Genomic DNA, 23,407 nt, shown 5'->3' with positions numbered 1-23,407 from the left:
GGATTGACTGAAGGAATGCGGACCCCTTGTGGGACCGGCTTCAGCCGGGAAGGGGCCAGTGTGACCACCACAAAATTCCAGCGAATACTGATTAATCCCGATAAAACACCTGCACCAGGTGATACCCGAATTTGCTCTTGACCGGCCCGTGCACGGTCCGCAGCGGCTTTTTGAAGATCACCTGGTCAATCGCGCCGACCATCTGGCCCGGGCGCACCTCACCCAGATCGCCGCCGCGCTTGCCGCTCGGGCAGGTCGAATACTTCTTCGCCAGCACGTCAAAGGCCTCGCCTTTGGCAATGCGCTGCTTCAGTTGCTCGGCTTCTTCAGCGGTCTTGACCAGAATATGGCGGGCTTGGGCTTTCATGATGGTCCGGACGTCTCGATAAAAAAGCCGCGCATTATGCCTTTGCTACGCGATTTCGGGTAATTTCCCACACCTTGGCCGGACGAACGTGTAAATCGGCACTGAGACACGCCCGACCCGGCCAGTCAAACAGCCCGAACGTTGAAACCGGCCGAAGGTCGACACACTGTAGGCCTGCAGTCTCCTCAAACCTCTTGTGCGGTGTTGCCTTATGGATTTTCCGGCGTTGTTGAAGGTGCTTGCCACCCAGGATGGATCGGACCTTTACCTGTCCACGGGCGCGCCCCCTGCGCCAAGTTCAATGGCGTGCTCAAGCCGCTGGGCACCGAAGCGTTCAAGCCCGGTGACGTCGCGGTGATTGCCAACGGCATCATGGACGCCGAGCAGCGCGTGGATTTCGAACGCGAGCTGGAGATGAACCTGGCCTTTTCCCTGTCCGGCGTCGGGCGTTTCCGGATCAACATCTTCAAGCAGCGCAACGAAGTGTCGATCGTGGCGCGCAACATCAAGCTCGACATCCCCAAATTCGAAGACCTGCACCTGCCGCCGATCCTGCTCGACGTGATCATGGAGAAGCACGGTCTGGTGCTGTTCGTCGGCGCCACCGGTTCAGGTAAGTCCACCTCGCTGGCGGCTTTGATCGATCATCGCAACCGCCACGCCAGCGGCCACATCATCACCATCGAAGACCCGGTGGAGTTCATCCACAAACACAAGCGATCGATCATCAATCAGCGCGAAGTGGGCGTCGACACCCGGAGCTTTCACGCGGCCCTGAAGAACACCTTGCGTCAGGCGCCGGACGTGATCCTGATCGGCGAGATCCGCGACCGCGAGACCATGGAGCACGCCCTGGCGTTTGCCGACACCGGCCACCTGGCGATCTCGACATTGCACGCCAACAACGCCAACCAGGCGCTGGACCGCATCATCAATTTCTTCCCTGAAGAGCGCCGCCCGCAGTTGCTGCATGACCTGGGCAACAACCTCAAGGCGTTCGTCTCCCAGCGGCTGGTCAAGACCACCGACGGTAAACGCCGTGCGGCAGTGGAGGTGATGCTGGGCACGCCGACGATTCGTGATTTGATCCACCGCAACGAGCTGACCGAGCTCAAGGGCATCATGGAGAAGTCCACCAACCTCGGCATGCAGACCTTCGACAACGCGCTGTATGACCTGGCGGTCGAAGGCGCGATCACCGAAGACGAAGCCCTCAAGAACGCCGACTCGGCCAACAATGTGCGCCTGCGTTTGAAATTGCACAGCGAGGACGGGCCATCCACCATCGCTACGGCGCCGCGCGCGCCCCAGCCGGCCGCGCAGGTGGACGTCAAGGATTGGGGGCTGGTGGACGAGCGGGACGAGCCGGGGAGTTGAGGTCTCCGAGGCGATGACTTGCGGTGTCATCACCGACGCTTTCCCATGTAGGACCGGCTTCAGCCGGGAAGAGGCCGTTATGAACACCACACACTTGAGGTGTAACAACCGACGCCTTCCCGGCTAAAGCCAGTCCTACAGATACCTGCTTACCCTTGTAGGACCGGCTTCAGCCGGGAAGAGGCCGTTATGAACACCACACACTTTGAGGTGTAACAACCGACGCCTTCCCGGCTAAAGCCAGTCCCACAAAATGTCCGCGCACCATGGTGGGACCGGCTTCAGCCGGGAAGGGGCCGGTTTGAGCAACACACATTTCGGGGTGTAGCGACCGACGCTTTCCCGGCTAAAGCCGGTCCTACTGGACCTACCGCGCCAGCCACCCCCATCAATATTCCACGCCGCGCCACGCACCTGCGCCCCGGCTTCGCTGCACAGAAACAGGGTCAGCTCACCCAGCTGCGAAGGCGTCACGAATTCCAGCGATGGCTGCTTCTCCGCCAGCAAGTCATGTTTTGCCTGCTCCACGTCGCCCGTCTGCGCAGCCCGATCATCGATCTGCTTCTGCACCAGTGGCGTCAGCACCCAGCCCGGGCAGATGGCATTGCAGGTGACATTACTGCCGGCCGTCTCAAGCCCGACCACCTTGGTTAGACCAATGACGCCATGCTTGGCCGCCACATACGCCGCCTTGCCCGTCGACCCCACCAGGCCATGCACAGACGCAATGTTCACGATTCGCCCCCATCCCTTGGCACGCATGCCCGGCAGGCACAACCGTGTGCTGTGGAACACCGACGACAGGTTGATGGCAATGATCTTGTCCCAGCTCTCGACGGGGAAATCCTCCACCGCGTCGACGTGCTGAATCCCGGCGTTGTTCACCAGAATGTCGACGCCGCCGAATTCACGTTCGGCGTAGGCCATCATGTCGGCGATCTGCGCGACATCGCTGACGTCCGCCGGGTGGTGGCCGACTTTGCCGCCGTACTGCTTGATCTGCTCGATCACCGCCGACGCATCGCCGAAACCGTTGAGCAGCAGATTTGCGCCGGCCTTGGCCAGCGTCAGCGCGATGCCCAGGCCGATGCCGCTGGTGGAGCCGGTGACCAGTGCCGTTTTGCCTTGCAGACTCATGTTCATTTCCTCATACGATGCCGGTTGCATAGAAAACCCCGATCACCACGAACACCGCCAGGGTCTTGATAATGGTGATGCCGAAGATGTCCTTGTAGGCCTCCCGGTGAGTCAGGCCGGTGACCGCCAGCAAGGTGATGACCGCGCCGTTGTGCGGCAGCGTGTCCATGCCGCCGCTGGCCATGGCCGCGACCCGGTGCAACACCTCCAGCGGAATGTTCGCCGCGTGGGCCGCCGCGATAAAGCTGTCGGACATCGCCGCCAGGGCAATGCTCATGCCCCCGGACGCCGAGCCGGTGATCCCGGCGAGCAGCGTCACGGTAATCGCTTCGTTGACCAGCGGGTTGGGAATGCTTTTCAGACCGTCCGCCAGCACCAGAAATCCGGGCAACGAAGCAATCACAGCGCCAAAACCGTATTCCGACGCGGTGTTCATCGCCGCCAGCAGGGCACCGCTGACCGCACCTTTGCTACCCTCGGCCAGCTTCGATTTCACCGTGCGGAAGGCGAACAGCAGCACGAAGAGAATGCCCACCAGCAACGCCGCCTCCACGGCCCAGATCGCGGTAATTTTGGCGATGTCGGTCTGCACCGGCGTCGCCATACCCGGCAGCGCGAGGGTGTGGGTCTTGCCATACCACTGGGGAATCCACTGGGTGAACAGCAGGTTCATGATCCCGACCAGCAACAGCGGCGCCAACGCGATCCACGGGTTGGGCAGTGCGATATCGTCCGGAGTGTCCGGTTCGTTGCGCAGTTCGGTGCCATAACCTTCGCCGGCACGCTGGGCCCGGTTGCGCTGGCGCTGCAGAAACAGCATGCCGACGCTGAACACGAACGCTGTGCCGATCAGCCCCAGCCAAGGCGCCGCCCACGCCGTGGTGTTGAAGAAAGTTGAGGGGATGATGTTCTGGATCTGCGGTGTGCCGGGCAGGGCGTCCATGGTGAACGAAAACGCGCCCAGGGCGATGGTCGCCGGAATCAGCCGTTTGGGGATGTTGCTTTGACGGAACATCTCGGCGGCGAACGGGTAGACCGCAAACACCACCACGAATAGCGACACGCCGCCGTAGGTCAGCAGCGCGCAGACCAGCACGATCACCAGCATCGCCTGGCGGGTGCCAAGCAAGCGAATGGCAGCCGCCACGATGGAGCGCGAGAAGCCCGACAGCTCAATCAGCTTGCCGAACACGGCACCCAGCAGAAACACCGGAAAGTAGAGTTTGACGAAGCCGACCATCTTGTCCATGAACACGCCGGTGAAGGCGGGCGCCACGGCTGATGGGTCGGTGAGCAGCACGGCGCCGAGGGCCGCGATGGGGGCAAAGAGGATGACGCTGTAACCCCGGTAGGCAGCCAGCATCAGCAGCGTAAGCGCCGCTAAAGCGATGATCACACTCATCGAGTGTCTCCTGTTGTTTTTATTTTGGGTGCGGCGAGGCCGCGCAACAGGAGGTATAGCCAGTTTCATGCCATTACGCTAACTGCCTGATTCTTAACGCATTTGGTTGTTGGTGTGGGAGCGAAGCGTCTGCTCTGTCCAGAAAATGAGACCACTCCTGTGCAATCGGGCGTATGAAACACCAGTTGCCCTGCCTCGCAACCGCTCTGGATCGGGCTAGCTGAGGTTCATTCCAGATTCGTAGACAGGCATTCTCTCTATTGAGACTCGGCGATCCCCAATGCCGCCATCTTTTTGTACAGCGTCGAACGGCCCAGCCCCAATTGCCGGGCCGCGAGGATCACGTTACCCGCACACTGCGCCAGCTTCGCCTGAATGAGCTCCCGGTCGAAATGCTGCCGTGCCTCGCTGTAGGTCTGATCATTGGATGCCGAAGGTCCGGTTGCCGGCGGACTGGTCACCGGCACCAGCGTGCCGATGGCAACGAGAATGTCGTCGGGGTTGAGTTGCAGATCGTCGCTGAGCAGCGCCGCGCGTTCGAGCACATTGCGCAGCTCGCGAATGTTGCCCGGCCAGGCATGTTGCGCGAGGGCGGCCATGGCTGAAGGCGCCAGTTCGTGCTGGCTGTGAAGGTCTTCGAGAATCGCCTCCGTCAGCGCCGGAATATCATCCAGCCGCTCGCGCAGCGGTGGTACACGGATCGGCAGCACGCTCAGTCGGTAATACAGGTCGGCGCGAAACTCGCCCCGTTTGATCGCCGCTTCGAGGTCCGTGGAGGTCGCCGCGATCAGCCGCACATCGCTTTTGACCATCTCGTTGGAGCCCACCGGCTCGTATTCCTTTTCCTGCAGCACCCGCAGCAGCTTGCTCTGCAGCGGGAGGGGCATGTCGCCGATTTCGTCGAGGAACAGCGTGCCGCCCTCGGCCAGGTGCAATTTGCCGTTGCGCCCCTTGCGGTCGGCGCCGGTGAACGCACCCGGGGCCGTGCCGAAGAACTCCGCCTCCAGCAACGCCTCGGGAATCGCCGCGCTGTTGATGCTGATAAAGGGTTTGTGTGCCCGCGGCGAGCTGTTGTGCACCGCGTGGGCGAGCAGCTCTTTGCCGGTGCCGGTCTCACCCAGCAGCAACACCGGGGAATCGGTGCTGGCGCTACGCCGTGCGCGGCGTTTGACTTCCAGGCTGGCGGCACTGGTGCCGATGAAGTGGGCGAAGCTGTATTTGGCCTGGCGTGCGCGCAGCAGCGAGCGAGTCGAAGCCAGTTCCTGCTGCATGCTGGAATAGCGCTTGAGCAGCGGCGACAAGGCCTGCAACTCATCGAACAGCGCGAAACCGATGGCGCCGATCACCGCGCCGCCGTCGTCGTGGATTGGCAGGCGCATGACCACCAGCGGGTCCTTCGCCGTGTCCATCATGTCCAGCAGAATAGGCTGGCCGTTGCTCGCCACCTGCCGCAGCAGGCTGCCGGGAATCACCTGCTCACAGGGCTGGCCCACCGCTCGGCCCGGGTCTTCGAGGCCAAAGCGGCGTGCGTAACGCTCGTTGATCCAGACGATGCGGGCGTCCCGGTCGACGATGACCGTGCCTTCGCTGGACTGCTCGATGATCTCGAAGAGCGAACGGATCGCCAGTCGCCGAACGCGTCGGTAGTCCTTCAGGCTCTCACTGTCTTTCATGAGCGGTTCCGTCAATCCTGTTTCTCGGCATCTGGCCGCACAGACTACTGGTTCGGACGAGCTTCAATTGAAACCGGGATGCGCCGCCGCCAGCAATTCCCGGGTGTAGGGGTGCTGCGGCGCATCGAATACGTCGTGGCTCGCGCCGCGCTCGACCACCTTGCCGTCCTTGACCACGATCAGGTCATGGGCCAGCGCCTTAACCACGGCCAGGTCGTGGCTGATGAACAGATAAGTCAGGCCATGACGTTCCTGCAACTGACGCAACAACGCGACAACCTGTTTCTGCACGGTGCGATCCAGTGCAGAGGTCGGTTCGTCGAGCAATATCAAGGCAGGTTTGAGCACAAGGGCGCGGGCAATGGCGATACGTTGACGCTGGCCACCGGAGAATTCGTGGGGATAGCGGTGCCGGCTCGACGGGTCGATGCCGACTTCCTCCAGCGCGCGAATCACTTCGGCCTCACAGCTGGCCTTGTCCAGGTCGCTGTGAACTTCCAGGCCCTCGCTGATGATCTGCGCCACCGACATACGCGGGCTGAGGCTGCCGTAAGGGTCCTGAAAAACCACCTGCATCTGCTTGCGCCACGGGCGCATCTGCTTCTGATTGAGGCTGTCCAGCGCATGACCCTTGAAGCGGATACTGCCACGGGACTCCAGCAAGCGCAGGATGGCCTGACCAAGTGTCGACTTGCCCGAGCCGGATTCGCCGACGATTCCCAGGGTTTTGCCGCGCTCGATGCTCAGGCTGATGTCGTCGACGGCTTTCAGGTATTCGTGGTGCCGGTTGAAAATCCCGCCGCCGAGGGAGAACCAGACCCGCAGGTTATCGACCTCCAGCACCTTCTCGCGAGTGTCGCGGGGCAACGGTTCGCCCGCCGGTTCCGCGTCCAGCAGCAGGCGGCTGTAAGGGTGTTGCGGGTTCTTGAACAACAGCTGGCAATTGGACTGCTCGACGATCTCCCCGGCGCGCATGACGCACACCCGCTGGGCGATGCTGTGCACCAGATTCAGGTCGTGGCTGATCAGCAGCAGCGACATGTTCAACCGTTGCTGCAGCTGTTTGAGCAGCAGCAGGATCTTGCGCTGCACGGTCACGTCCAGCGCCGTGGTGGGCTCATCGGCAATCAGCAGTTCCGGCTCGCAGGCCAGGGCCATGGCGATCATTACCCGCTGGCGCTGGCCACCGGACAACTCGTGGGGGTAGGCTTTCAGGCGCTTTTTCGGGTGTTGAATGCCGACCAGCTCCAGCAGCTCGATGATCCGCGCCTGGGCCGCCTTGCCCGCCAGCCCCTTGTGCAGCAGCAAGGTTTCGCCGATCTGCCGGGACACTGTGTGCAACGGGTTCAGCGAGGTCATCGGCTCCTGAAAGATCATCGCGATCTGATTGCCGCGCAGCTCGCGCATGACGTTGCCATCGGCCCCAAGCAACTCTTTGCCGCGATAACGAATGCTGCCGGTGCTCAGTGTGCCGGCCTGGGGCAGCAGTTGCAGAATCGAGTGGGCGGTCACCGATTTGCCCGAGCCCGATTCACCAACCAACGCCAGGCACTCGCCGGCCGGGATGTCCAGGCTCAGGTGCTTGACCACGGTGTGGCCGTTGAACGACACCGAGAGGTCGCGGATTTCGATCAGGTTTTCGGACATGTCAGGACCTCGGGTCGAAGGCATCCCGCAGGGCCTCGCCAATAAACACCAGCAGCGACAGAATCAGCGCCAGTGTGAAAAATGCCGTGAAACCGAGCCATGGCGCCTGCAGGTTCTGCTTGCCCTGGGCGATCAGCTCGCCCAGTGACGCGCTGCCGGCGGGCATGCCGAAGCCGAGGAAATCCAGCGCGGTGAGCGTGGAAATCGCCCCGGTGAGGATGAACGGCAGGTAACTCAGGGTGGCGTTCATCGCGTTGGGCAGGATGTGCCGCAGGATCACCTTGCGATCACTCAGTCCCAGCGCCCGCGCCGCTTTGACGTATTCCAGATTGCGCCCGCGCAGGAATTCGGCGCGCACCACGTCCACCAGCGCCAGCCATGAAAACAGCGCCATGATCCCCAGCAGCCACCAGAAGTTAGGCTCGACGAAGCCCGACAGAATGATCAGGAGGTACAGCACCGGCAGACCGGACCAGACTTCCAGCAGACGCTGACCGATCAAATCCACCCAGCCGCCGTAGTAGCCCTGCAATGCGCCGGCGGCGATGCCGATAAGCGCACTGATGAAGGTCAGCGCCAGGGCAAACAGAATCGACACCCGCGCGCCGAAAATGACCCGGGCGAGCACGTCCCGAGCCTGATCGTCGGTGCCCAGCCAGTTGATCGAGGAGGGCGGGCTTGGTGCGGGTTTGTTCAGGTCATAGTTGGGCGTGTCATCGCTGAACGGGATCGGCGGAAACAGCATCCAGCCGTCGCCCTTGCTGATCAGCTGGCGCACGTAATCGCTGCGGTAATCCGGCTGAAACGGCAGCTGGCCGCCGAATTCCTGCTCGGTGTGGCGCTTGAAGGCGGGGAAGTACAGCTCGTGCTGATAACTCAGCACCAAGGGTTTGTCGTTGGCAATCAGCTCGCCGCACAGGCTGAGGACGAACAGCCCGCAGAACAGCCACAAGGACCACCAGCCCCGGCGGTTATTGCGAAAGCGCTCGAAGCGACGGCGTGCCACGGGAGACAGTCTGCGCATCACGCATTCCTCGCGCTGAAGTCGATCCGGGGGTCGACCAGGGTGTAGCAGATGTCCCCGACCAGCTTAATCAGCAACCCGAACAGCGTGAAGATGAACAGCGAACCGAACACCACCGGGTAGTCCCGGGACACCGCGGCTTCGTAACTCATGCGGCCGAGACCATCGAGGGAGAAGATCACTTCGATCATCAACGAACCGGCAAAGAACACGCTGATGAACGCCTGGGGAATGCCCGCCACGATCAGCAACATGGCGTTGCGGAACACGTGGCCGTAAAGCACCCGTCGCTCACTCAATCCCTTGGCCCGGGCGGTCACCACGTACTGGCGGGTGACTTCGTTCAAGAAGGAGTTTTTGGTCAGAATGGTCAGCGTCGCGAAGCCGCCAATCACCAGGGAGGTCACCGGCAACACCAGGTGCCAGAAGTAGTCGGCGATCTTGCCCAGGGTGCTCAGTTGATCGAAGTTCTCGGACACCAGCCCGCGCACCGGGAACCAGCTCAGCGACGTGCCGCCGGCGAACAGCACCACCAACAGCATGGCGAACAGAAAAGCCGGCATCGCGTAGCCGATGATGATGGCCGTGCTGCTCCAGATGTCGAAGTGGCTGCCGTGCTTGACCGCCTTGCGGATGCCCAGGGGGATCGACACCAGGTAGGTAATCAACGTTGCCCACAGCCCCAACGAAATGGAGACGGGCATCTTTTGCAGGATCAGGTCCGTGACCTTGGCGCCGCGAAAGAAGCTGTTGCCGAAATCCAGTTGCGCGTAATTCTTCAGCATCAGCCACAAGCGCTCATGCAGGGGCTTGTCGAAGCCGTACTGGCGCTCGATTTCCTTGATCAGCTTGGGGTCGAGGCCGCGGCTGGCCCGGGACTGACCCGCATTCATGGTTTCGGTATGGCCGGCGCCGATGGTGCCGCCGGCCACGCCTTGCAGCTTGGCGATGGCTTGCTCGACCGGCCCGCCCGGCGCGGCCTGCACGATGAAGAAGTTGACCAGCAGAATGCACAGCAGCGTCGGAATGATCAGCAGCAGGCGCCTCATCAGGTAGCCGAGCATTACTTGACCTCCGAAGGAATGGCCGAAGCGCCCCGTTGTTGGGCGAACGCTTCGTTGGTAAGCGCCTGGGGGCTGACTTCCCACCAAGTGTCGATGGCCTCGCTATTGCTGGCTTGTACCTTGGGAATGCCGAAGCGATTCCACCACACGGTGGACGAGCCGGGTGGGTAATAGTTGGGAATCCAGTAGAAACCCCACTGCAGCACCCGGTCGAGGGCATGGGCGTAATCGACCATCGCGGGTTTGCTGTCGGCTTTGGCCAGGCCCTCGATCAGCGTGTCGACGGCCGGGTCGCGCAGGACCATGTAGTTGCTGGAGCCGGAATCGGTGGCGACTTTCGAGCCGAAGTTGTTGTACAGCTCCATGCCGGGGGAGGTCGAGACGCCGTAGCCGGTGACGATCATGTCGTAATCGCGGGCCATGACCCGGTTCAGGTACTGCGCCGAGTCTATGCGGCGAATTTCGAAATCGATGCCGATCTGCGCCAGATTGCGCTTGTACGGCAGCAGGATTTTCTCGAAGCCGCTCTGGCCGTTGAGAAAGGTAAAGCTCAACGGCTCGCCCTGGGCGTTGACCAGCTTGTCGCCCTGGGGCATCCAGCCTGCCTCTTCGAGCAGCGCCAGGGCCTGCAGCTGTTTGTCGCGAATGAAACCGCTGCCATCTGTTTTCGGGGTTTTGAATACGGTCGTGAAGACTTCGGGCGGCACCTGACCGCGCAGCGGTTCAAGGATCTTCAACTCGGACTCGGTCGGCAACGCCGTGGCCGCCAGATCACTGTTGGAGAAGTAGCTGTTCTGACGCACATAGACGTTGCGCATCATCTGTTTGTTGGTCCATTCGAAGTCCCACAGCATTGCCAGCGCCTGACGCACGCGACGGTCCTGAAACTTTGGACGGTCGAGATTGAAGATGAAACCCTGAGAACTCTGCACCGCGCCCTTGGCCAGGTGCGCCCGCTGCAGGCGGCCCTCGGTCAAGGCCGGGCTGTCGTAACCGATGGAATAACCGGTGGCGGAATACTCGCGGTTGTAGTCGTAACCGCCACCGCGCAGCACCTGACGGGCGACATCGGTGTCGCCGAAATACTCGACGCTGAAATGATCGAAGTTGTACTGGCCGCGATTGACGGGGAGGTCCTTGCCCCACCAGTCAGGGTTGCGTTCGAAGGTGATGCTGCGACCCGGGTCGACCTTGCCGATGCGATACGGGCCGCTGCCCACCGGGATCTCGAAGCCGCCGCCGTTGGCGAAGTCGCGATCCTTCCACCAATGCTCGGGGAACACCGGCAGCGAGGCGAGATCCAGCGGCAGGGTGCGGCTTTCGTTGCTCTTGAAATCAAACCGGATTTGCGTCGGCGACTCGACTTCGACGCCTTTGACGTCCTGAAACTCGGTGCGGTACGACAGGCTGCCTTGGGTCATCAGCAGGTTATAGGTGAAACGCACGTCTTCGGCGGTGATGGCCGAGCCGTCGGAGAATTTTGCTTTAGGGCTCAGATAGAAACGCAATGACAGGCCGTCGGGGGCGCGCTCCATCTTTTCTGCGATCAAGCCGTAAACGGTGTACGGCTCGTCCAGCGACTTCACCGCCAGTGGCGAGTACAGCAAGCCATTGACTTGAGCGACGCCGGTGCCTTTGTCGAGGTAGGGCATGATGTGATCGAACTGGCCGATCTCCTGGGCAGAGCGGCGCATGCTGCCGCCTTTCGGGGCGTCGGCATTGACGTAATCGAAGTGTCCGAAATTCGCCGGATAGCGCGGCGCCTCACCGTAAACGGTCAGCGCGTGTTGCGGGGCGGCGGACAAAACCTGAAAACCAGAAACGAAGACGAGTGTTGCGACCATCAGCGATGACAAAACAAAACGCATTGCACGAATCCTGACTGATATTGGCGAGCGATATCAGGGTTGAAGGTCATGACGGCGCGGGTGGCCGGTCCGGTTTTTTATTGATTACCCCGGTGGCAAGGTACCGCAAAGCCGGAGTCTTTGTAACCGGACAATACAGCTCTGGAGCAAGGATTCGATAAACAAACGGCCCGCTTTCAAGGGCGGGCCGTTGGTGCAGCAGCGCGCAGGATCAGTCCTGGCGGCTGGTCACTTCCAGCAGGTGATAACCGAACTGGGTTTTCACCGGGCCCTGGACCACGTTCACCGGTGCGCTGAACACCACGGTGTCGAATTCCTTGACCATTTGACCCGGGCCGAAGGAGCCCAGGTCGCCACCTTGACGGCTGGACGGGCAGCTGGAGTTGGATTTTGCGACTTCGGCGAAATCAGCGCCGCCTTCGATCTGCGCTTTGAGTTCGTTGCACTTCTCTTCGCTGGATACGAGGATGTGGCGGGCAGTGGCTTTGGCCATTTTGGGTGACTCCTGTGAAAAAAGAAACGAGCGTACCGGAATAAGGGCCACGTTTCCCGAGAAAGTTCAGGCGCCTTTGTCCGGTCGTGACAGATGACATCGTCGGTTAAAGACCTTTGCTGAACAGCAGAGCGGCGTGGTCCACGTACAGCTTCACCGGATCGACCTGCTTGCGCACCAGGCCCGCGCTCTGGTTGATTGAGTCCACATGATCCATCGGGTAGTCGGAGCGGATCACCTTTCCCAAGTGGGAGCTGAAACGGCCGACCAGACCGTCATTGGATGCAGCCTCCTTCTCAAACAGCAGCGCGTAACTGCGCAACGCCAGGTGCAGCGGGTCTAAGGCATTGCGGCCTTCGGAAAACAATGAGCCGTCGATGCAGCCGCTCCACGAGTAATAGTGAACGCCGTTGACCCGTTCAGCGCCTTCGCCGCCCCACGTCGATGGCAGCCCTTGGGGATACTTGCGGTTGAACGCCGCGACGCCCTCGGTCGTCAGCGCATCCAGCGCCTGAACCGGGTCTTGGGGAAGGTCCGGGTTGCCGCTCAGCAGCGCAAGGAAGTGAGCGAAACCTGCGGTCATCCGCGAAGCCACGGCTTCAGGCATCTCCCCGGGCGTCAGCGCCCGGCGCACCCGATCTGCTACCTCCGAGCCGTGATTGGGGCCGCTCACGGAAGTGACCGACGCCACGATGTCGGGGCGCAGCGCGGCAGCATAACGTGAGGTCAATGCGCCCTGGCTGTGTCCGATCAGGTTGACCTTAAGATAACCGGTGCGGCGTAGGAAGCGTTCGATTTGATCAATCAACTGCTCGCCGCGGGTTTCGTTGTCGTGGACGCCAGACAACGCCGGCACGTGAACCCTGCAGCCAGCTTTCTCCAATGCCTGGGGGATGGCATGGAACATTTCAGCGTTGCCGATCCGGTCGAAACCGAACAAACCGTGGACCAGCAAGAGGGGGTACTTGGTGGTGACTTCCTTGTACATGTCGATCACTCCTTGGATAGAAAAGAAGGATCGAGCTTAACCAGCGAAAGTCTTGCGCGGAGGGAGGGTAGCGGGTGTGGCCCTGCGCCGGTGACTGCAGGCTGTGGGGAGCGTTGCAACGCTCCAGGCCTTATGTTCCGGAGAGGCTGGAAAAGGCGCTGGCGCTGCGGTGCAAATACACCCGACGCGCCGGGCGCTTTCCCACGACGGGCGTCTTCGCTGCCACGGGCCGCCGCTGATGGCGACGACGATTAGGCGGGAAGCCGGCGACATGGCCGGCACCGGCTTCCTGTTTGCAGACGTTACTGGAAAAGCGGCTGGACACGTGACTGCATGAGTTACCTGTAGCGCAGTTTGTTCACGGCATCGCGCAGCAGGTGCTCGGTGGACGCCCAACCCAGGCACGCGTCCGTCACCGACACACCGTATTTAAGGGAAGCACTCAGCGGCTGGCAGCCTTCGAACAGATGGCTCTCCAGCATCATGCCGATCAGCGTTCGCTCGCCGGCCAGTCGCTGCTGCAGCACGTCGTTGAACACGGCCGGTTGACGCAGCGGATCCTTGCCACTGTTGGCGTGACTGCAATCGACCATGATGCGGGCGGCCATGCGGTGCTTCGCCAGGCTGGCATTCACCGCTGCAACGCTCGCCGCGTCGTAGTTGGGACCGCCGTGACCGCCGCGCAGCACGATGTGGGTGTCTGGATTGCCCGACGTCTCGACAATCGCCGGGTGGCCCTGGGAGTCCATGCCGAAATGGCGGTGGGCGTGGGCCGCCGAGCGAATGGCGTCGCACGCGACGGAAATGCCGCCGTCGGTGCCATTCTTGAAGCCCGTGGGCACGCCGAGGCCGCTGGCCATTTCCCGATGGATCTGCGATTCGGTTGTCCTTGCGCCAATCGCCACCCAACTCAGGACGTCATCGAAGTAACCCGCCGCCATCGGCTGCAGCAGCTCTGTGGCGATCGGCAGGCCGAGCCGGACCATTTCACGCATCAGTTGCCGCGACAGGGCCAGGCCCTCGGCCATGTCGTCACTGCCATCCAGCGCGGGGTCGTATGCGAGGCCTTTCCAGCCAACCGTGGTGCGGGGCTTCTCGACATAAGCGCGCATCACCAGCAGCATCTGGTCGCTGACTTCGGCGGCCAGGCGCGCCAGGCGCTCGGCGTATTCGAGGGCGGCCAAGGGATCGTGGATCGAGCACGGCCCGACAACGACCAGCAGGCGCGAATCTTCACCATTGAGAATGGCGCGGATCGACTGGCGGTGGGCCGCGACCTGGGCGGTCTGGGCAGCATCCAGCGGCAGCTGATGTTTCAGCGCGAACGGAGTGGGCAGGCGTTTCGGGGCAGGGCGGCGGTCATCCAGGATGACGGCGCCGGACGGCAGATCGATGAGGGTATTGCTGACGACGGGCGAATTCATGTGCTGGCTTCCTGGTCGGCGGGTATTCCCGCGCGGACCTACTGGGGTGTTCGACAATTGGCCGGATTGGCTGTGAGCAGGGCGATGCCACCTGTCAGTAACCGATCGGAGGCGGCAGGCTGTCCCGAACGGAGGTTGCTAAATCGCCAGGCGAAATCGGTGTCGTTGCGGTAATAGTGGTTGCGGTTCATGTGTTGCTCCTCGAATCAATCAGTCAAAAACGTGTGGCCCAGAAAAACAAAACCCCCGGTCGGGAAGCCGACCGGGGGTGAGAGTTATCTCTGGTGGGCGTCCCGAAGTTCAGGGCGCCGTGTGGGTATCAGGCGCGCCAGTGGCTAAACCAATACCCATAAAAATAAGAAGCAGGAGCGTTAGACGTCGTCGCATTCCAGGCAGCCGCACGCTCAGCCAGACGTGAACCGTCGGCGGCGCTGAACAGCTGGGTGGAAAAGGAAGGCAACATGGTCTGTCTCCGTGGAATGCCGCCGAGCTTACTTCAGACCCGTCGGGTTCTTCAATTGGAAATTGCAATGGTAGCGATCGGGGCCCTATAAGAAGCAATGCTTAAAGCGGCAACAAGCCAATTCAGTCCTCGGGCACTTCCGAAGACCCGGCTTCATGGGGTATCACGCCGATCTTCATGCCCAGCAGCACCGCGACTTTGTGCGACTCGCCCCGGCGCCCCTTCTTGCGCCCGGATAACACTTGATAGGTTGTCGCCGGGTCCACGTTGTGCTCCCTGGCAAACTCTTGAACGGATTTGCCTTGCTGTTCCAGCCATGCCTTGGCTTGTGCGGCGGTACGGATTCCGGGCATAGTTCAAAACCGTTCAAGTTCGTTCAAATTATTTCGATTCTATCGCTCAAAAGAGTGGTGTCAACAAGGCTATGCATTCAAATGAGTGGAATAGGTGCCCGAATTAGGGAAGAGCGCGAGCGCTTGGGGCTCTCACAGCGCGCATTCGGTGAAATAGGTGGCGTGGAAGCCAACGCTCAGGGCAAGTACGAAAACGGTGAACGCACCCCCAAGGCCGATTATCTTGCCCGCGTCGCCCCTCGCGGTGTTGACGTGTTGTACGTGCTGACGGGTTCCCGTACGCCGGTGCCCATCGTCGGTCTGAGCGAAAACGAGGAGTGGATGGTGGGCAGTTATCGCACGCTGGGCAAGGAAGAGCAGGATGCCATCTGCCGGTTGACTACCACCCTGGCGGAATACCAGAGCAGCTACGCCCCAGACAAAAAATCATAGGGCAATTCGAGCGATGCAGCGGTCAGGCGTTTGAAGATTTTTATCAAGTTTTCGGGTCGATGATGATAGTTTGTCGGCACTGTTACAGATCATCTGGCACACATGCACAAGCAGTGCTCCAGAGCAGGTCGCTTACTTTCTTTTTGTTAACGTGGCGGGTAGTTGTCATGAATTGCTCGGTGAGGTGTCTGCTTGATTAGGGTGCTGGTTGTCGATGACCACGATCTGGTTCGGACAGGTATCACGCGCATGCTGGCCGACATTGAAGGCTTGCAGGTGGTGGGACAGGCCGAGTCCGGCGAAGAGTCGTTGCAGAAGGCCCGCGAGCTGAAACCCGATGTCGTGCTGATGGACGTCAAGATGCCCGGCATCGGCGGGCTGGAAGCCACGCGCAAACTCATCCGCAGCCACCCCGACATGAAGGTGGTGGCGGTGACGGTGTGCGAAGAAGACCCGTTTCCCACACGGCTGCTGCAAGCCGGCGCGGCGGGATACATGACCAAAGGCGCTGGTCTGACCGAAATGGTTCAGGCCATTCGCCTGGTGTTCGCGGGGCAGCGCTACATCAGCCCGCAGATCGCCCAGCAACTGGCGCTCAAGTCGTTCCAGCCGCAGACCAGCAATTCGCCGTTCGACCTCTTGTCCGAGCGGGAAATCCAGATTGCCCTTATGATTGTCGGCTGCCAGAAAGTGCAGACAATTTCCGACAAGCTCTGCCTGTCTCCCAAAACCGTGAATACCTACCGGTACCGCATATTCGAGAAGCTGTCGATCAGCAGTGACGTTGAGCTGGCCCTGCTGGCCGTTCGTCACGGCATGGTCGACGCCAGCGCATAAATGACTCAACCGTTTGATCCCAGTGCTTTTCTGTCCACCTGCAGTGGCCGCCCCGGCGTATATCGAATGTTCGATATCGACGGCAAACTGCTGTACGTCGGCAAGGCCAAGAATTTAAAGAAACGCCTCGCCAGCTATTTCCGCAAGACCGGCCATGCCCCGAAAACCGGGGCGCTGGTCGCGCGGATCGCTCAGGTTGAAACCACCATCACCGCCAACGAAACCGAGGCGTTGCTGCTGGAACAAACCCTGATCAAGGAGTCGCGTCCGCCGTACAACATCCTGTTGCGCGACGACAAGTCCTACCCGTATGTGCACCTGTCCGACGGCGAATTTCCCCGGCTGAGCATTCATCGTGGTGCCAAAAAGGCCAAGGGCCGCTACTTCGGGCCTTACCCTAGCGCCGGTGCGATTCGCGAAAGCCTGAGCATTCTGCAGAAGACCTTCCATGTTCGTCAGTGCGAAGACAGCTTCTACAAGAACCGCAACCGGCCTTGCCTGCAGTATCAGATCAAGCGCTGCAAGGCGCCCTGCGTGAACCTCGTCGAGCCTCAGGTCTACAACGAGGACGTGCGTCACTCGGTGATGTTTCTTGAGGGGCGCAGCAACGCCCTCACCGACGAGCTGAACGCGCTGATGGAAAAGTCGGCGATGAATCTGGATTTCGAGCACGCCGCCGAGCTGCGTGACCAGATTGGTCTGCTGCGTCGTGTGCAGGACCAGCAGAGCATGGACGGCGGCACCGGCGACGTTGACGTGGTGGCGGCGTTCGTCAATCCGGGCGGCGCCTGCGTGCACTTGATCAGCGTGCGTGGCGGGCGAGTGCTGGGCAGCAAGAATTTCTTCCCCAGGTCGGGATCGAGGAGGAGGTGGGCGAAGTCATGTCTGCCTTCCTGGCCCAGTATTTCCTGGGCGGCGGCGAGCGCGAATTGCCGGGCGAAGTCATCGTCAACGTGGTCAGCGAGGATTTTCCGGCGCTGATCGACGCGATCGATGCTTCGCGCGGCCGTGAAATCGTTATCAGCCACCGGGTGCGTGGCACCCGCGCGCGCTGGCAGCAACTGGCCGTGACCAATGCGGAGCAAGCGCTGATGGCGCGGCTCGCTAATCGTCAGCACGTCACCGCACGCTTTGAAGCATTGGCTCAAGTGCTTAAGCTGGATGAGCCGCCGCAGCGCCTGGAATGCTATGACATCAGCCATTCCAGTGGCGAAGCAACGGTAGCGTCGTGCGTGGTATTCGGTCCCGAGGGTCCGATCAAATCTGATTACCGCCGCTACAACATCGAAGGCGTTACGGCGGGAGATGACTACGCCGCCATGCACCAGGCGCTCACCCGTCGCTTCAGCAGAATCAAGGACGGCGAAGGCAAATTGCCGGACATCCTGCTGGTGGATGGCGGCAAGGGCCAGTTGAGCATGGCCCGTGACGTGATGAACGAGCTGGCCATACCCGATCTCATTTTATTGGGTGTTGCCAAGGGCGCTACGCGCAAAGCCGGTTTCGAGACGCTGTACTTGAATGACGCGGCCCATGAGTTCACCCTCAAGGGCGATTCCCCCGCGCTGCACCTGATCCAGCAAATCCGCGACGAGGCGCACCGGTTCGCGATCACCGGGCACCGTGCGCGGCGTGGCAAAACCCGTCGCACTTCAACCCTGGAAGGGGTGGCAGGCGTAGGCCCGACCCGTCGTCGCGATCTGCTCAAGCACTTCGGAGGACTCCAGGAGTTGTCCCGGGCCAGCATCGAAGAAATCGCCAAGGCGCCGGGAATCAGCAAAAAGCTCGCAGAGTCGATTTATGCAAACCTGCACAGCGAGTAGAATGCTCGCTCACCTCGTAGCCAGTTGTGCCGATGAATATCCCTAATCTGATCACCGTATTACGTGTCCTGCTGATTCCGATCTTCATTCTGTTGTTCTATCTGCCGTACCACTGGAGCTACATGGCCGCCAGTTCGGTATTCGCACTGGCAGCCGCGACCGATTGGCTGGACGGATACCTGGCCAGACGCCTGGAGCAAAGCACGCCGTTCGGGGCCTTTCTCGATCCGGTGGCCGACAAACTGATGGTGGCCGTTGCGCTGGTATTGCTGGTGCAAGCTCACGCCAACCTCTGGCTGACCCTGCCAGCTGCCGTGATCATCGGGCGCGAGATCGTCATCTCCGCCTTGCGCGAGTGGATGGCTGAACTGGGTGCTCGGGCACAAGTGGCCGTATCGAATCTAGGCAAATGGAAAACCGCTGCGCAGATGCTCGCGCTGGTCATTCTGCTGGCCAATCCGCCTGCGTTCACCTTTTGGGTTGTGTTGGGTTACGTGCTATTGATGATCGCGGCGGGCCTGACGCTGTGGTCGATGGTGCAGTACCTGCGGGCCGCATGGCCGCATCTGCGCACGACCACCGATGAAAAATAAGTATTTTTAAATCAAGGGGTTGACGGGGTCATTTGAGTGTATAGAATGGCGCCCACACAAAGCGGGAATAGCTCAGTTGGTAGAGCACGACCTTGCCAAGGTCGGGGTCGCGAGTTCGAGTCTCGTTTCCCGCTCCAGTTTGTATGCGTTTAGCGGTAGTGGTTGGATCGTTGAGCGTTTGAGGCCGAGTAGCAAAATGGTTATGCCGCGGATTGCAAATCCGCTTACGCCGGTTCGATTCCGACCTCGGCCTCCACATTTAAAGCCCGTAAGATCAACGTCTTACGGGTTTTTTTGTGGGTGGCGTTTGGTGAATCACTTCCGCAACTCCAACCATCGCTTCCGCAACACGTTGAGAAACGATAGCCCGCATCCCATCCACTCTTCTTCGCCACCCGGTCAGTTGCCGCCAAGGGCGCGTGAGCTCGATCAGATGACGCCGCACGCCATGCGATCACCGCCACCGCCCAATGGCATAGGCTTGTCGGAGTGGTTGTCGCCGCCGACATGGATCATGAGCGCGTGACCTTTGATCTCGGAAATCTTCTTCAGGCGGGGTGCGAGCACTGGATAGTTGGCCACCCCATCGGCGTTGACGTAGACCGCCGGCAGATCACCCAGGTGGCCCTCGCCGTATGGCCCCAGATGCTTGCCGGTGCTGGCCGGGTCAAAATGGCCGCCTGCTGCGAGTGCCGCGACTTTTTTGCCGTCTTTCATGCCCGAATCGCAACTCGCCTTTTCGTGCACATGAAAACCATGAATCCCGGCGGGCAGCGATTTTAGCTCGGGGGTAAACACCAACCCGTAAGCGGTCTCGCTGATGGTCACCTCGCCAACAGGCTGTGGGGCGCCGTCAGCGCTCACCAGGTTCATCGGGACATTGAGCGACGCCGCCTGAGCGCTCACCGTAAATGCTCCAATCAGGCCAAGCCACAAAGCGGATTTCATAGACACCTCATTTGATTCTTCGAAGAAAGTAGCAAGACAGCCGCACAGCGGGTCGCCCTGTGTGGGGAGAGAGCATAGACAACCTATCGAGTTTGCGACGACAAACAAACGTAACCAATTGAATCCGAAAGCTTTGAACTTGCCTCCAGGCCCCGGGGTGTATATATTCCCCACTCTTGTCGGCTGGCCTCGCGATACGACGCGCGAAGGTCAAGGTTGATATGTGCTACCGCCCTGATGGTGAAATTGGTAGACACACCGGACTTAAAATCCGTCGTCCGAAAGGATGTGCCGGTTCGACTCCGGCTCGGGGCACCAATTAGAATCAGGCGCTTACGGAGTAATCCGAAGCGCCTTTTTTGTTTCTGAATTTCCGCAATCGAGCATTCTTTCCGCAATTCACTTTGTGGAGGTGATTTTCTTGCCTTTCCGGTTCCTGATGTAATTTTCCGTCATGGCCACGGTGCGTGCCGGGAAATTTGGCCGGGGCACCTCAGGCAGATCGACTCCGGCTAGGTATGGGAGGCTTTCAGAGCTTTGAAGGCCACGCTTGAAGGGTTCTATCAGGAAATCAAACGCCTTGACCGTATAGGCATGCGCTTCGCCATCTTTCGCAACCGCAAAAACGAATCTGCTAACAGCTATGAGCTCGGTGGCACCCGCGAGCTTCGCATCGTCCCGATAGTGTCAGGGAGCGGTGTGATTCAGCTGCTCAGCCCCCGATTGTCCGGAGTAAAGCAAAGCGGTGCCCCCGAAAACCTGACTGCCTATGCCTTCGGGTCCGCCAACAACACGCCCCCCAACGGTAACCCAGTGCGGATCTGCATCGGCCGGCGGTGCTGGGGAGGGGCGATCATCAGCGCGAGCATCTACGCCGAGGATAAAACATGACGGCACCGTCCAATCTAGCCACTGAGCCGATGGTTAAGGCAGCGCTTGAAAACCTTGCCTAAACGCGGGCTTCCTGTCGGATTGACCTAAATTATTACCTCGACGAAAACGTCAGTGCTGAGATGTACCAGAGGATGGACACGGTTCGGACTGGAAGTGTTCCGCCTCACACGCCTTGATGTGGCCCTCAGTTACATCAATGGTGTGTTGGATCATCTGATCCCTCAGTTCGGCATCCGGCTCGTATCGCGCGCTCGGGAAGGTCGCTACGCAGGCTTCCTGGCCATCGTCGCCGACCTGGCCCATCACGCCAGCAATGCCTGAAATCGCCGCCGCGCCAGCAGCCGTGGCCTCTATCAACGCTGAACGCGACACTTTAGCCAAATTACGATAATGCGAGAGTTTCGTTCTGCATAATGGTAGTTTGTGCGCTCCGGACTAGAGGGGTGGCAATGCAGAAACGATTTGAAGGAGCCGATGGCATAAGAGGCCTCGCATGTCTCATTGTAATAGTTATCCATAGCGTACAGATATTCCACAGTTCGGTTGGTGTGTATTTGTCAGGGACGGGGAAGATAGGTGTCTGGTTATTCTTTGTTCTGAGTGCATTTCTGCTCACTGCTAAATTTGCGAGGTCGGGCTTCAGCGTAAGGTCATTATTTGAATATGCGCTTGGGAGGGTGCTCAGGATTCTACCTTTGTTCCTGATCTCGGTTCTCATATATTATTCCGCGGGAATGCTTGGCATTACTTCAATGCATGACGTTTTTCGGGTGGTAAGCTTTCAGTCTATGGCTGGGCATCTATGGACTATACCAGTCGAGTTCAAATTCTACCTCGCACTTCCTTTTATCGCATCACTGCTAATATTTCTCTACCAGAGATTCGGGTTGGCGATATGCATGGTTGTCACATTAGCGCTTATCGCTGGCGAGCAAGCCATCTGGCCTTTTTGGCTTACCCCTGAGAATAGTTTGGATACGCGATGGTATATCTCAAGCTTCACCATAGGCTCGTCCTGCGCCATTGCTCACTCTGAATTTAGAGATAAAATTATTGGTAGGTTATCCACGATTTTAGGTGGTGCGGTGATTCTGCTTATTACTTTGAGTTTTCCGGTTCCAAGAAACGTCATCTTCGGCATGCCCATAGATAACTGGCTGATGAATAAGTTTGTCATTTACTCGTTGTTGTGGGCGGTATTTGTGATAGCCCTTGCTGATGGTAAAGGTTTTATCGGTTCACTTTTGCGAAGTGTGTTTCTCAAAAAGCTCGGCGCATGGAGCTATTCTATATACTTGATTCATATATTTGTTTTTTACGTCATTGTTGTAGGGCGCGCCGACAGCATTCCGTGGACGGTTGTTTCCATACTGGTGTCCATAGCTGTTGGTGCGTTAATGTTTTATCTGATTGAAAGTCCGCTTGAAAAGCTGCGACATCGCATGCAGAGGTCGGTAATCCGGACTTAACACCACTTAATTAATTATGCCCGCCCTGTGCGGGTATTTTTTTGCCCGGACTGTGAATTGACTACAAATTTCAGCACCCTCAGCACAAAGCCCTTCGAGCAAAGAGCTTCTTATTTTGGCAGAGCCACTTGAGGGACTTTTGAGCCTCGAGTTGCTGGGTTGAAATCACTTCAATCCCCTTGTTTGCAGTGGCGGCCGTCACTGTTCCTTTTTTCATCTGGCCGAGTGGATACGTGGGGTGGTCTTTAAAACACTGGTTCTTGGCCGATCGGTTCGACTCCAGCACGGGGCACCATTTTAAAGCAGGCGCTTGCGGAGCAATCCGAAGCGCCTTTTTTGTGTTTATGTTTCCTCAACCTCCAAAAATTGCCGCAATCCCTTCGCCTAACTTAGTGGCAACACCGCTCCCCCGCGAGGCCGAACTAGGCGTTTTCAAATCTAGTCCCCCATTTAGATGCCACGGGGGTTGATCTCAACCACCGTGTTCGCCAGCAAGCCGGCTCCTACAGGGCGGCGTACTGATCAATCAGGGCCAGACGCGGCACCAAGGTGCCTGGCCGGAGTATCGCTCCGGGAGCAATCACTGCGTTCGCGCCAATCTTGCAGCCGTCACCAATCAATGCGCCGAATTTCCTCACGCCGGTCTCGATGACCCAGTCTTCATAGAGAATTCTGATCGGGGCACCGTCCAGTTCGTTACGGTAATTGGCGACGATTGCACCTGCCTCGATATTCACCCGCTCACCGATGATGGAGTCGCCGACAAAGTTGAAGTGGGCCAGCTTGCTCGCGGCCAGCATGAAACTGCTTTTGATTTCGCAGCTTGGGCCAACAATGCAGTCGTTGCCGAGGTAAACGCCGCCACGCAAGTAAGCCCCCGCCGCTACGAACGATCGTTCTCCGATGATGACCGGGCCTTTGAGCACCGCACCTGTCTCCACCACGGCGGTTTCGTGGATGACGCTGTCGCCGACGCGTCGGAAGCCGGGTCCCAGGTTCGGCATCAACGCCTGCACCTGATGTTCGCAGTCCTGGGTGACAAGCCAGGCAAATGAGCCTTGAGAGCCCGTCGCGGACCAACCGGCGACAAAGGCACCAATTTCTGGGTTGTCCATAAATTTCCTCATCTAT

Annotated in this window: 20 protein-coding genes, 3 tRNA genes and 3 pseudogenes; 11 read left to right on the top strand and 15 right to left on the bottom strand. The window is 59.7% G+C overall.

Features of this window, described 5'->3' with window-relative positions; all coding sequences use genetic code 11:
* Positions 1-91 precede the first annotated feature (91 nt).
* Positions 92-367, bottom strand: coding sequence for a peptidylprolyl isomerase (locus JN403_RS18285; protein WP_037009819.1), 276 nt, complete (start codon positions 365-367; stop codon positions 92-94).
* Positions 368-578: 211 nt separating this feature from the next.
* Between JN403_RS18285 and JN403_RS18280 the strand changes: the two are divergent.
* Positions 579-1,744 (top strand): annotated as a pseudogene (locus JN403_RS18280) (PilT/PilU family type 4a pilus ATPase).
* 366 nt (positions 1,745-2,110) lie between these two features.
* Here JN403_RS18280 and JN403_RS18275 read toward each other — a convergent pair.
* The 12 genes and pseudogenes from JN403_RS18275 to JN403_RS18220 all read right to left on the bottom strand — a co-directional run.
* Positions 2,111-2,881 (bottom strand): annotated as a pseudogene (locus JN403_RS18275) (3-hydroxybutyrate dehydrogenase); the annotation flags it as partial.
* A gap of 10 nt (positions 2,882-2,891) precedes the next feature.
* Positions 2,892-4,283: a GntP family permease gene (locus tag JN403_RS18270; protein ID WP_205483614.1), complete on the bottom strand. Its 1,392-nt coding sequence runs from the start codon at positions 4,281-4,283 to the stop codon at positions 2,892-2,894.
* 257 nt (positions 4,284-4,540) lie between these two features.
* Positions 4,541-5,956, bottom strand: a complete 1,416-nt coding sequence (locus JN403_RS18265) for a sigma 54-interacting transcriptional regulator (protein WP_205483612.1) — start codon at positions 5,954-5,956, stop codon at positions 4,541-4,543.
* A 63-nt stretch (positions 5,957-6,019) separates the two neighbouring features.
* A complete protein-coding gene (locus tag JN403_RS18260) occupies positions 6,020-7,603 on the bottom strand; it encodes an ABC transporter ATP-binding protein (protein ID WP_122624573.1) in 1,584 nt (527 codons plus the stop codon).
* Between the two features lies 1 nt (position 7,604).
* Complete coding sequence (locus tag JN403_RS18255) at positions 7,605-8,627, bottom strand: ABC transporter permease (RefSeq protein ID WP_065990436.1); 1,023 nt, start codon at positions 8,625-8,627, stop codon at positions 7,605-7,607.
* Positions 8,627-9,691 carry a microcin C ABC transporter permease YejB gene (locus JN403_RS18250; RefSeq protein WP_122537204.1) on the bottom strand — a complete coding sequence of 355 codons (1,065 nt, stop codon included), beginning with the start codon at positions 9,689-9,691 and terminating at the stop codon, positions 8,627-8,629. The genes JN403_RS18255 and JN403_RS18250 overlap by 1 nt, the downstream gene beginning before the upstream one ends.
* A complete protein-coding gene (locus JN403_RS18245; protein WP_205483609.1) occupies positions 9,691-11,559 on the bottom strand; it encodes an extracellular solute-binding protein in 1,869 nt (622 codons plus the stop codon). The genes JN403_RS18250 and JN403_RS18245 overlap by 1 nt, the downstream gene beginning before the upstream one ends.
* Positions 11,560-11,770: 211 nt before the next feature.
* Positions 11,771-12,052, bottom strand: a complete 282-nt coding sequence (locus JN403_RS18240) for a peptidylprolyl isomerase (RefSeq protein WP_027898593.1) — start codon at positions 12,050-12,052, stop codon at positions 11,771-11,773.
* A 106-nt stretch (positions 12,053-12,158) separates the two neighbouring features.
* The gene (locus JN403_RS18235; protein ID WP_122537202.1) at positions 12,159-13,040 is read right to left on the bottom strand and encodes a triacylglycerol lipase; all 882 of its coding nucleotides are present in this window, start codon (positions 13,038-13,040) and stop codon (positions 12,159-12,161) included.
* Between the two features lie 338 nt (positions 13,041-13,378).
* On the bottom strand, positions 13,379-14,464 hold the full coding sequence (locus tag JN403_RS18230; protein ID WP_205483607.1) for a 3-deoxy-7-phosphoheptulonate synthase: 1,086 nt from the start codon (positions 14,462-14,464) through the stop codon (positions 13,379-13,381).
* 38 nt (positions 14,465-14,502) lie between these two features.
* Positions 14,503-14,655: a hypothetical protein gene (locus JN403_RS18225; RefSeq protein ID WP_163022134.1), complete on the bottom strand. Its 153-nt coding sequence runs from the start codon at positions 14,653-14,655 to the stop codon at positions 14,503-14,505.
* A 394-nt stretch (positions 14,656-15,049) separates the two neighbouring features.
* A complete protein-coding gene (locus JN403_RS18220) occupies positions 15,050-15,280 on the bottom strand; it encodes a DNA-binding protein (protein WP_122537200.1) in 231 nt (76 codons plus the stop codon).
* Between the two features lie 81 nt (positions 15,281-15,361).
* Between JN403_RS18220 and JN403_RS18215 the strand changes: the two genes are divergently transcribed.
* From JN403_RS18215 to JN403_RS18190, 6 genes and pseudogenes are all read left to right on the top strand, one after another.
* A complete protein-coding gene (locus JN403_RS18215; protein ID WP_122537199.1) occupies positions 15,362-15,712 on the top strand; it encodes a helix-turn-helix domain-containing protein in 351 nt (116 codons plus the stop codon).
* A gap of 192 nt (positions 15,713-15,904) precedes the next feature.
* Positions 15,905-16,549: a UvrY/SirA/GacA family response regulator transcription factor gene (gene uvrY, locus JN403_RS18210; protein WP_065990451.1), complete on the top strand. Its 645-nt coding sequence runs from the start codon at positions 15,905-15,907 to the stop codon at positions 16,547-16,549.
* Positions 16,550-18,372: pseudogene (uvrC, locus tag JN403_RS18205) on the top strand (excinuclease ABC subunit UvrC). It abuts the gene before it with no gap.
* 32 nt (positions 18,373-18,404) lie between these two features.
* Entirely contained in the window at positions 18,405-18,965 is a 561-nt protein-coding gene (pgsA, locus tag JN403_RS18200; RefSeq protein WP_065990459.1) for a CDP-diacylglycerol--glycerol-3-phosphate 3-phosphatidyltransferase, read from the top strand.
* 61 nt (positions 18,966-19,026) lie between these two features.
* Positions 19,027-19,102, top strand: a tRNA-Gly gene (locus JN403_RS18195).
* 45 nt (positions 19,103-19,147) lie between these two features.
* Positions 19,148-19,221, top strand: a tRNA-Cys gene (locus JN403_RS18190).
* Positions 19,222-19,394: 173 nt separating this feature from the next.
* Here the strand turns inward: JN403_RS18190 and sodC are convergent.
* The gene (gene sodC, locus JN403_RS18185; protein ID WP_205483606.1) at positions 19,395-19,913 is read right to left on the bottom strand and encodes a superoxide dismutase family protein; all 519 of its coding nucleotides are present in this window, start codon (positions 19,911-19,913) and stop codon (positions 19,395-19,397) included.
* Positions 19,914-20,144: 231 nt separating this feature from the next.
* Between sodC and JN403_RS18180 the strand changes: the two genes are divergently transcribed.
* The 4 genes from JN403_RS18180 to JN403_RS18165 all read left to right on the top strand — a co-directional run bounded on the left by JN403_RS18180 (position 20,145) and on the right by JN403_RS18165 (position 22,276).
* Positions 20,145-20,231 (top strand) — tRNA-Leu (locus JN403_RS18180).
* 219 nt (positions 20,232-20,450) lie between these two features.
* Positions 20,451-20,804 (top strand): hypothetical protein, encoded by a 354-nt coding sequence (locus JN403_RS18175; RefSeq protein ID WP_345945822.1) that lies wholly within the window; start codon positions 20,451-20,453, stop codon positions 20,802-20,804.
* Positions 20,805-20,960: 156 nt separating this feature from the next.
* Positions 20,961-21,128 (top strand): hypothetical protein, encoded by a 168-nt coding sequence (locus JN403_RS18170; protein WP_205483604.1) that lies wholly within the window; start codon positions 20,961-20,963, stop codon positions 21,126-21,128.
* A gap of 92 nt (positions 21,129-21,220) precedes the next feature.
* Positions 21,221-22,276: an acyltransferase gene (locus JN403_RS18165; RefSeq protein WP_345945821.1), complete on the top strand. Its 1,056-nt coding sequence runs from the start codon at positions 21,221-21,223 to the stop codon at positions 22,274-22,276.
* 503 nt (positions 22,277-22,779) lie between these two features.
* Here the strand turns inward: JN403_RS18165 and JN403_RS18160 are convergent.
* A complete protein-coding gene (locus JN403_RS18160) occupies positions 22,780-23,391 on the bottom strand; it encodes a DapH/DapD/GlmU-related protein (RefSeq protein ID WP_205483600.1) in 612 nt (203 codons plus the stop codon).
* Positions 23,392-23,407 lie beyond the last annotated feature (16 nt).

It is taken from the genome of Pseudomonas sp. 15A4, assembly GCF_016925575.1.
In the GTDB taxonomy this organism is placed as follows: Bacteria; Pseudomonadota; Gammaproteobacteria; order Pseudomonadales; family Pseudomonadaceae; genus Aquipseudomonas.
Note: the sequence above shows the minus strand (reverse complement) of the source record. Positions and strands in the feature narration are given on the sequence as shown.

Excerpts from the sequence above, each read along its gene's own strand:
- JN403_RS18215 (WP_122537199.1), top strand. The coding sequence starts at position 15,362 with ATGAGTGGAATAGGTGCCCGAATTAGGGAAGAGCGCGAGCGCTTGGGG.
- pgsA (WP_065990459.1), top strand. The coding sequence starts at position 18,405 with ATGAATATCCCTAATCTGATCACCGTATTACGTGTCCTGCTGATTCCG.
- JN403_RS18255 (WP_065990436.1), bottom strand. The coding sequence starts at position 8,627 with ATGCGCAGACTGTCTCCCGTGGCACGCCGTCGCTTCGAGCGCTTTCGC.
- JN403_RS18235 (WP_122537202.1), bottom strand. The coding sequence starts at position 13,040 with ATGTACAAGGAAGTCACCACCAAGTACCCCCTCTTGCTGGTCCACGGT.
- JN403_RS18225 (WP_163022134.1), bottom strand. The coding sequence starts at position 14,655 with ATGAACCGCAACCACTATTACCGCAACGACACCGATTTCGCCTGGCGA.
- JN403_RS18250 (WP_122537204.1), bottom strand. The coding sequence starts at position 9,691 with ATGCTCGGCTACCTGATGAGGCGCCTGCTGCTGATCATTCCGACGCTG.
- sodC (WP_205483606.1), bottom strand. The coding sequence starts at position 19,913 with ATGAAATCCGCTTTGTGGCTTGGCCTGATTGGAGCATTTACGGTGAGC.
- JN403_RS18270 (WP_205483614.1), bottom strand. The coding sequence starts at position 4,283 with ATGAGTGTGATCATCGCTTTAGCGGCGCTTACGCTGCTGATGCTGGCT.
- JN403_RS18160 (WP_205483600.1), bottom strand. The coding sequence starts at position 23,391 with ATGGACAACCCAGAAATTGGTGCCTTTGTCGCCGGTTGGTCCGCGACG.
- JN403_RS18285 (WP_037009819.1), bottom strand. The coding sequence starts at position 367 with ATGAAAGCCCAAGCCCGCCATATTCTGGTCAAGACCGCTGAAGAAGCC.
- JN403_RS18265 (WP_205483612.1), bottom strand. The coding sequence starts at position 5,956 with ATGAAAGACAGTGAGAGCCTGAAGGACTACCGACGCGTTCGGCGACTG.
- JN403_RS18230 (WP_205483607.1), bottom strand. The coding sequence starts at position 14,464 with ATGAATTCGCCCGTCGTCAGCAATACCCTCATCGATCTGCCGTCCGGC.
- JN403_RS18220 (WP_122537200.1), bottom strand. The coding sequence starts at position 15,280 with ATGCCCGGAATCCGTACCGCCGCACAAGCCAAGGCATGGCTGGAACAG.
- JN403_RS18260 (WP_122624573.1), bottom strand. The coding sequence starts at position 7,603 with ATGTCCGAAAACCTGATCGAAATCCGCGACCTCTCGGTGTCGTTCAAC.
- JN403_RS18240 (WP_027898593.1), bottom strand. The coding sequence starts at position 12,052 with ATGGCCAAAGCCACTGCCCGCCACATCCTCGTATCCAGCGAAGAGAAG.
- JN403_RS18245 (WP_205483609.1), bottom strand. The coding sequence starts at position 11,559 with ATGCGTTTTGTTTTGTCATCGCTGATGGTCGCAACACTCGTCTTCGTT.
- JN403_RS18165 (WP_345945821.1), top strand. The coding sequence starts at position 21,221 with ATGGTAGTTTGTGCGCTCCGGACTAGAGGGGTGGCAATGCAGAAACGA.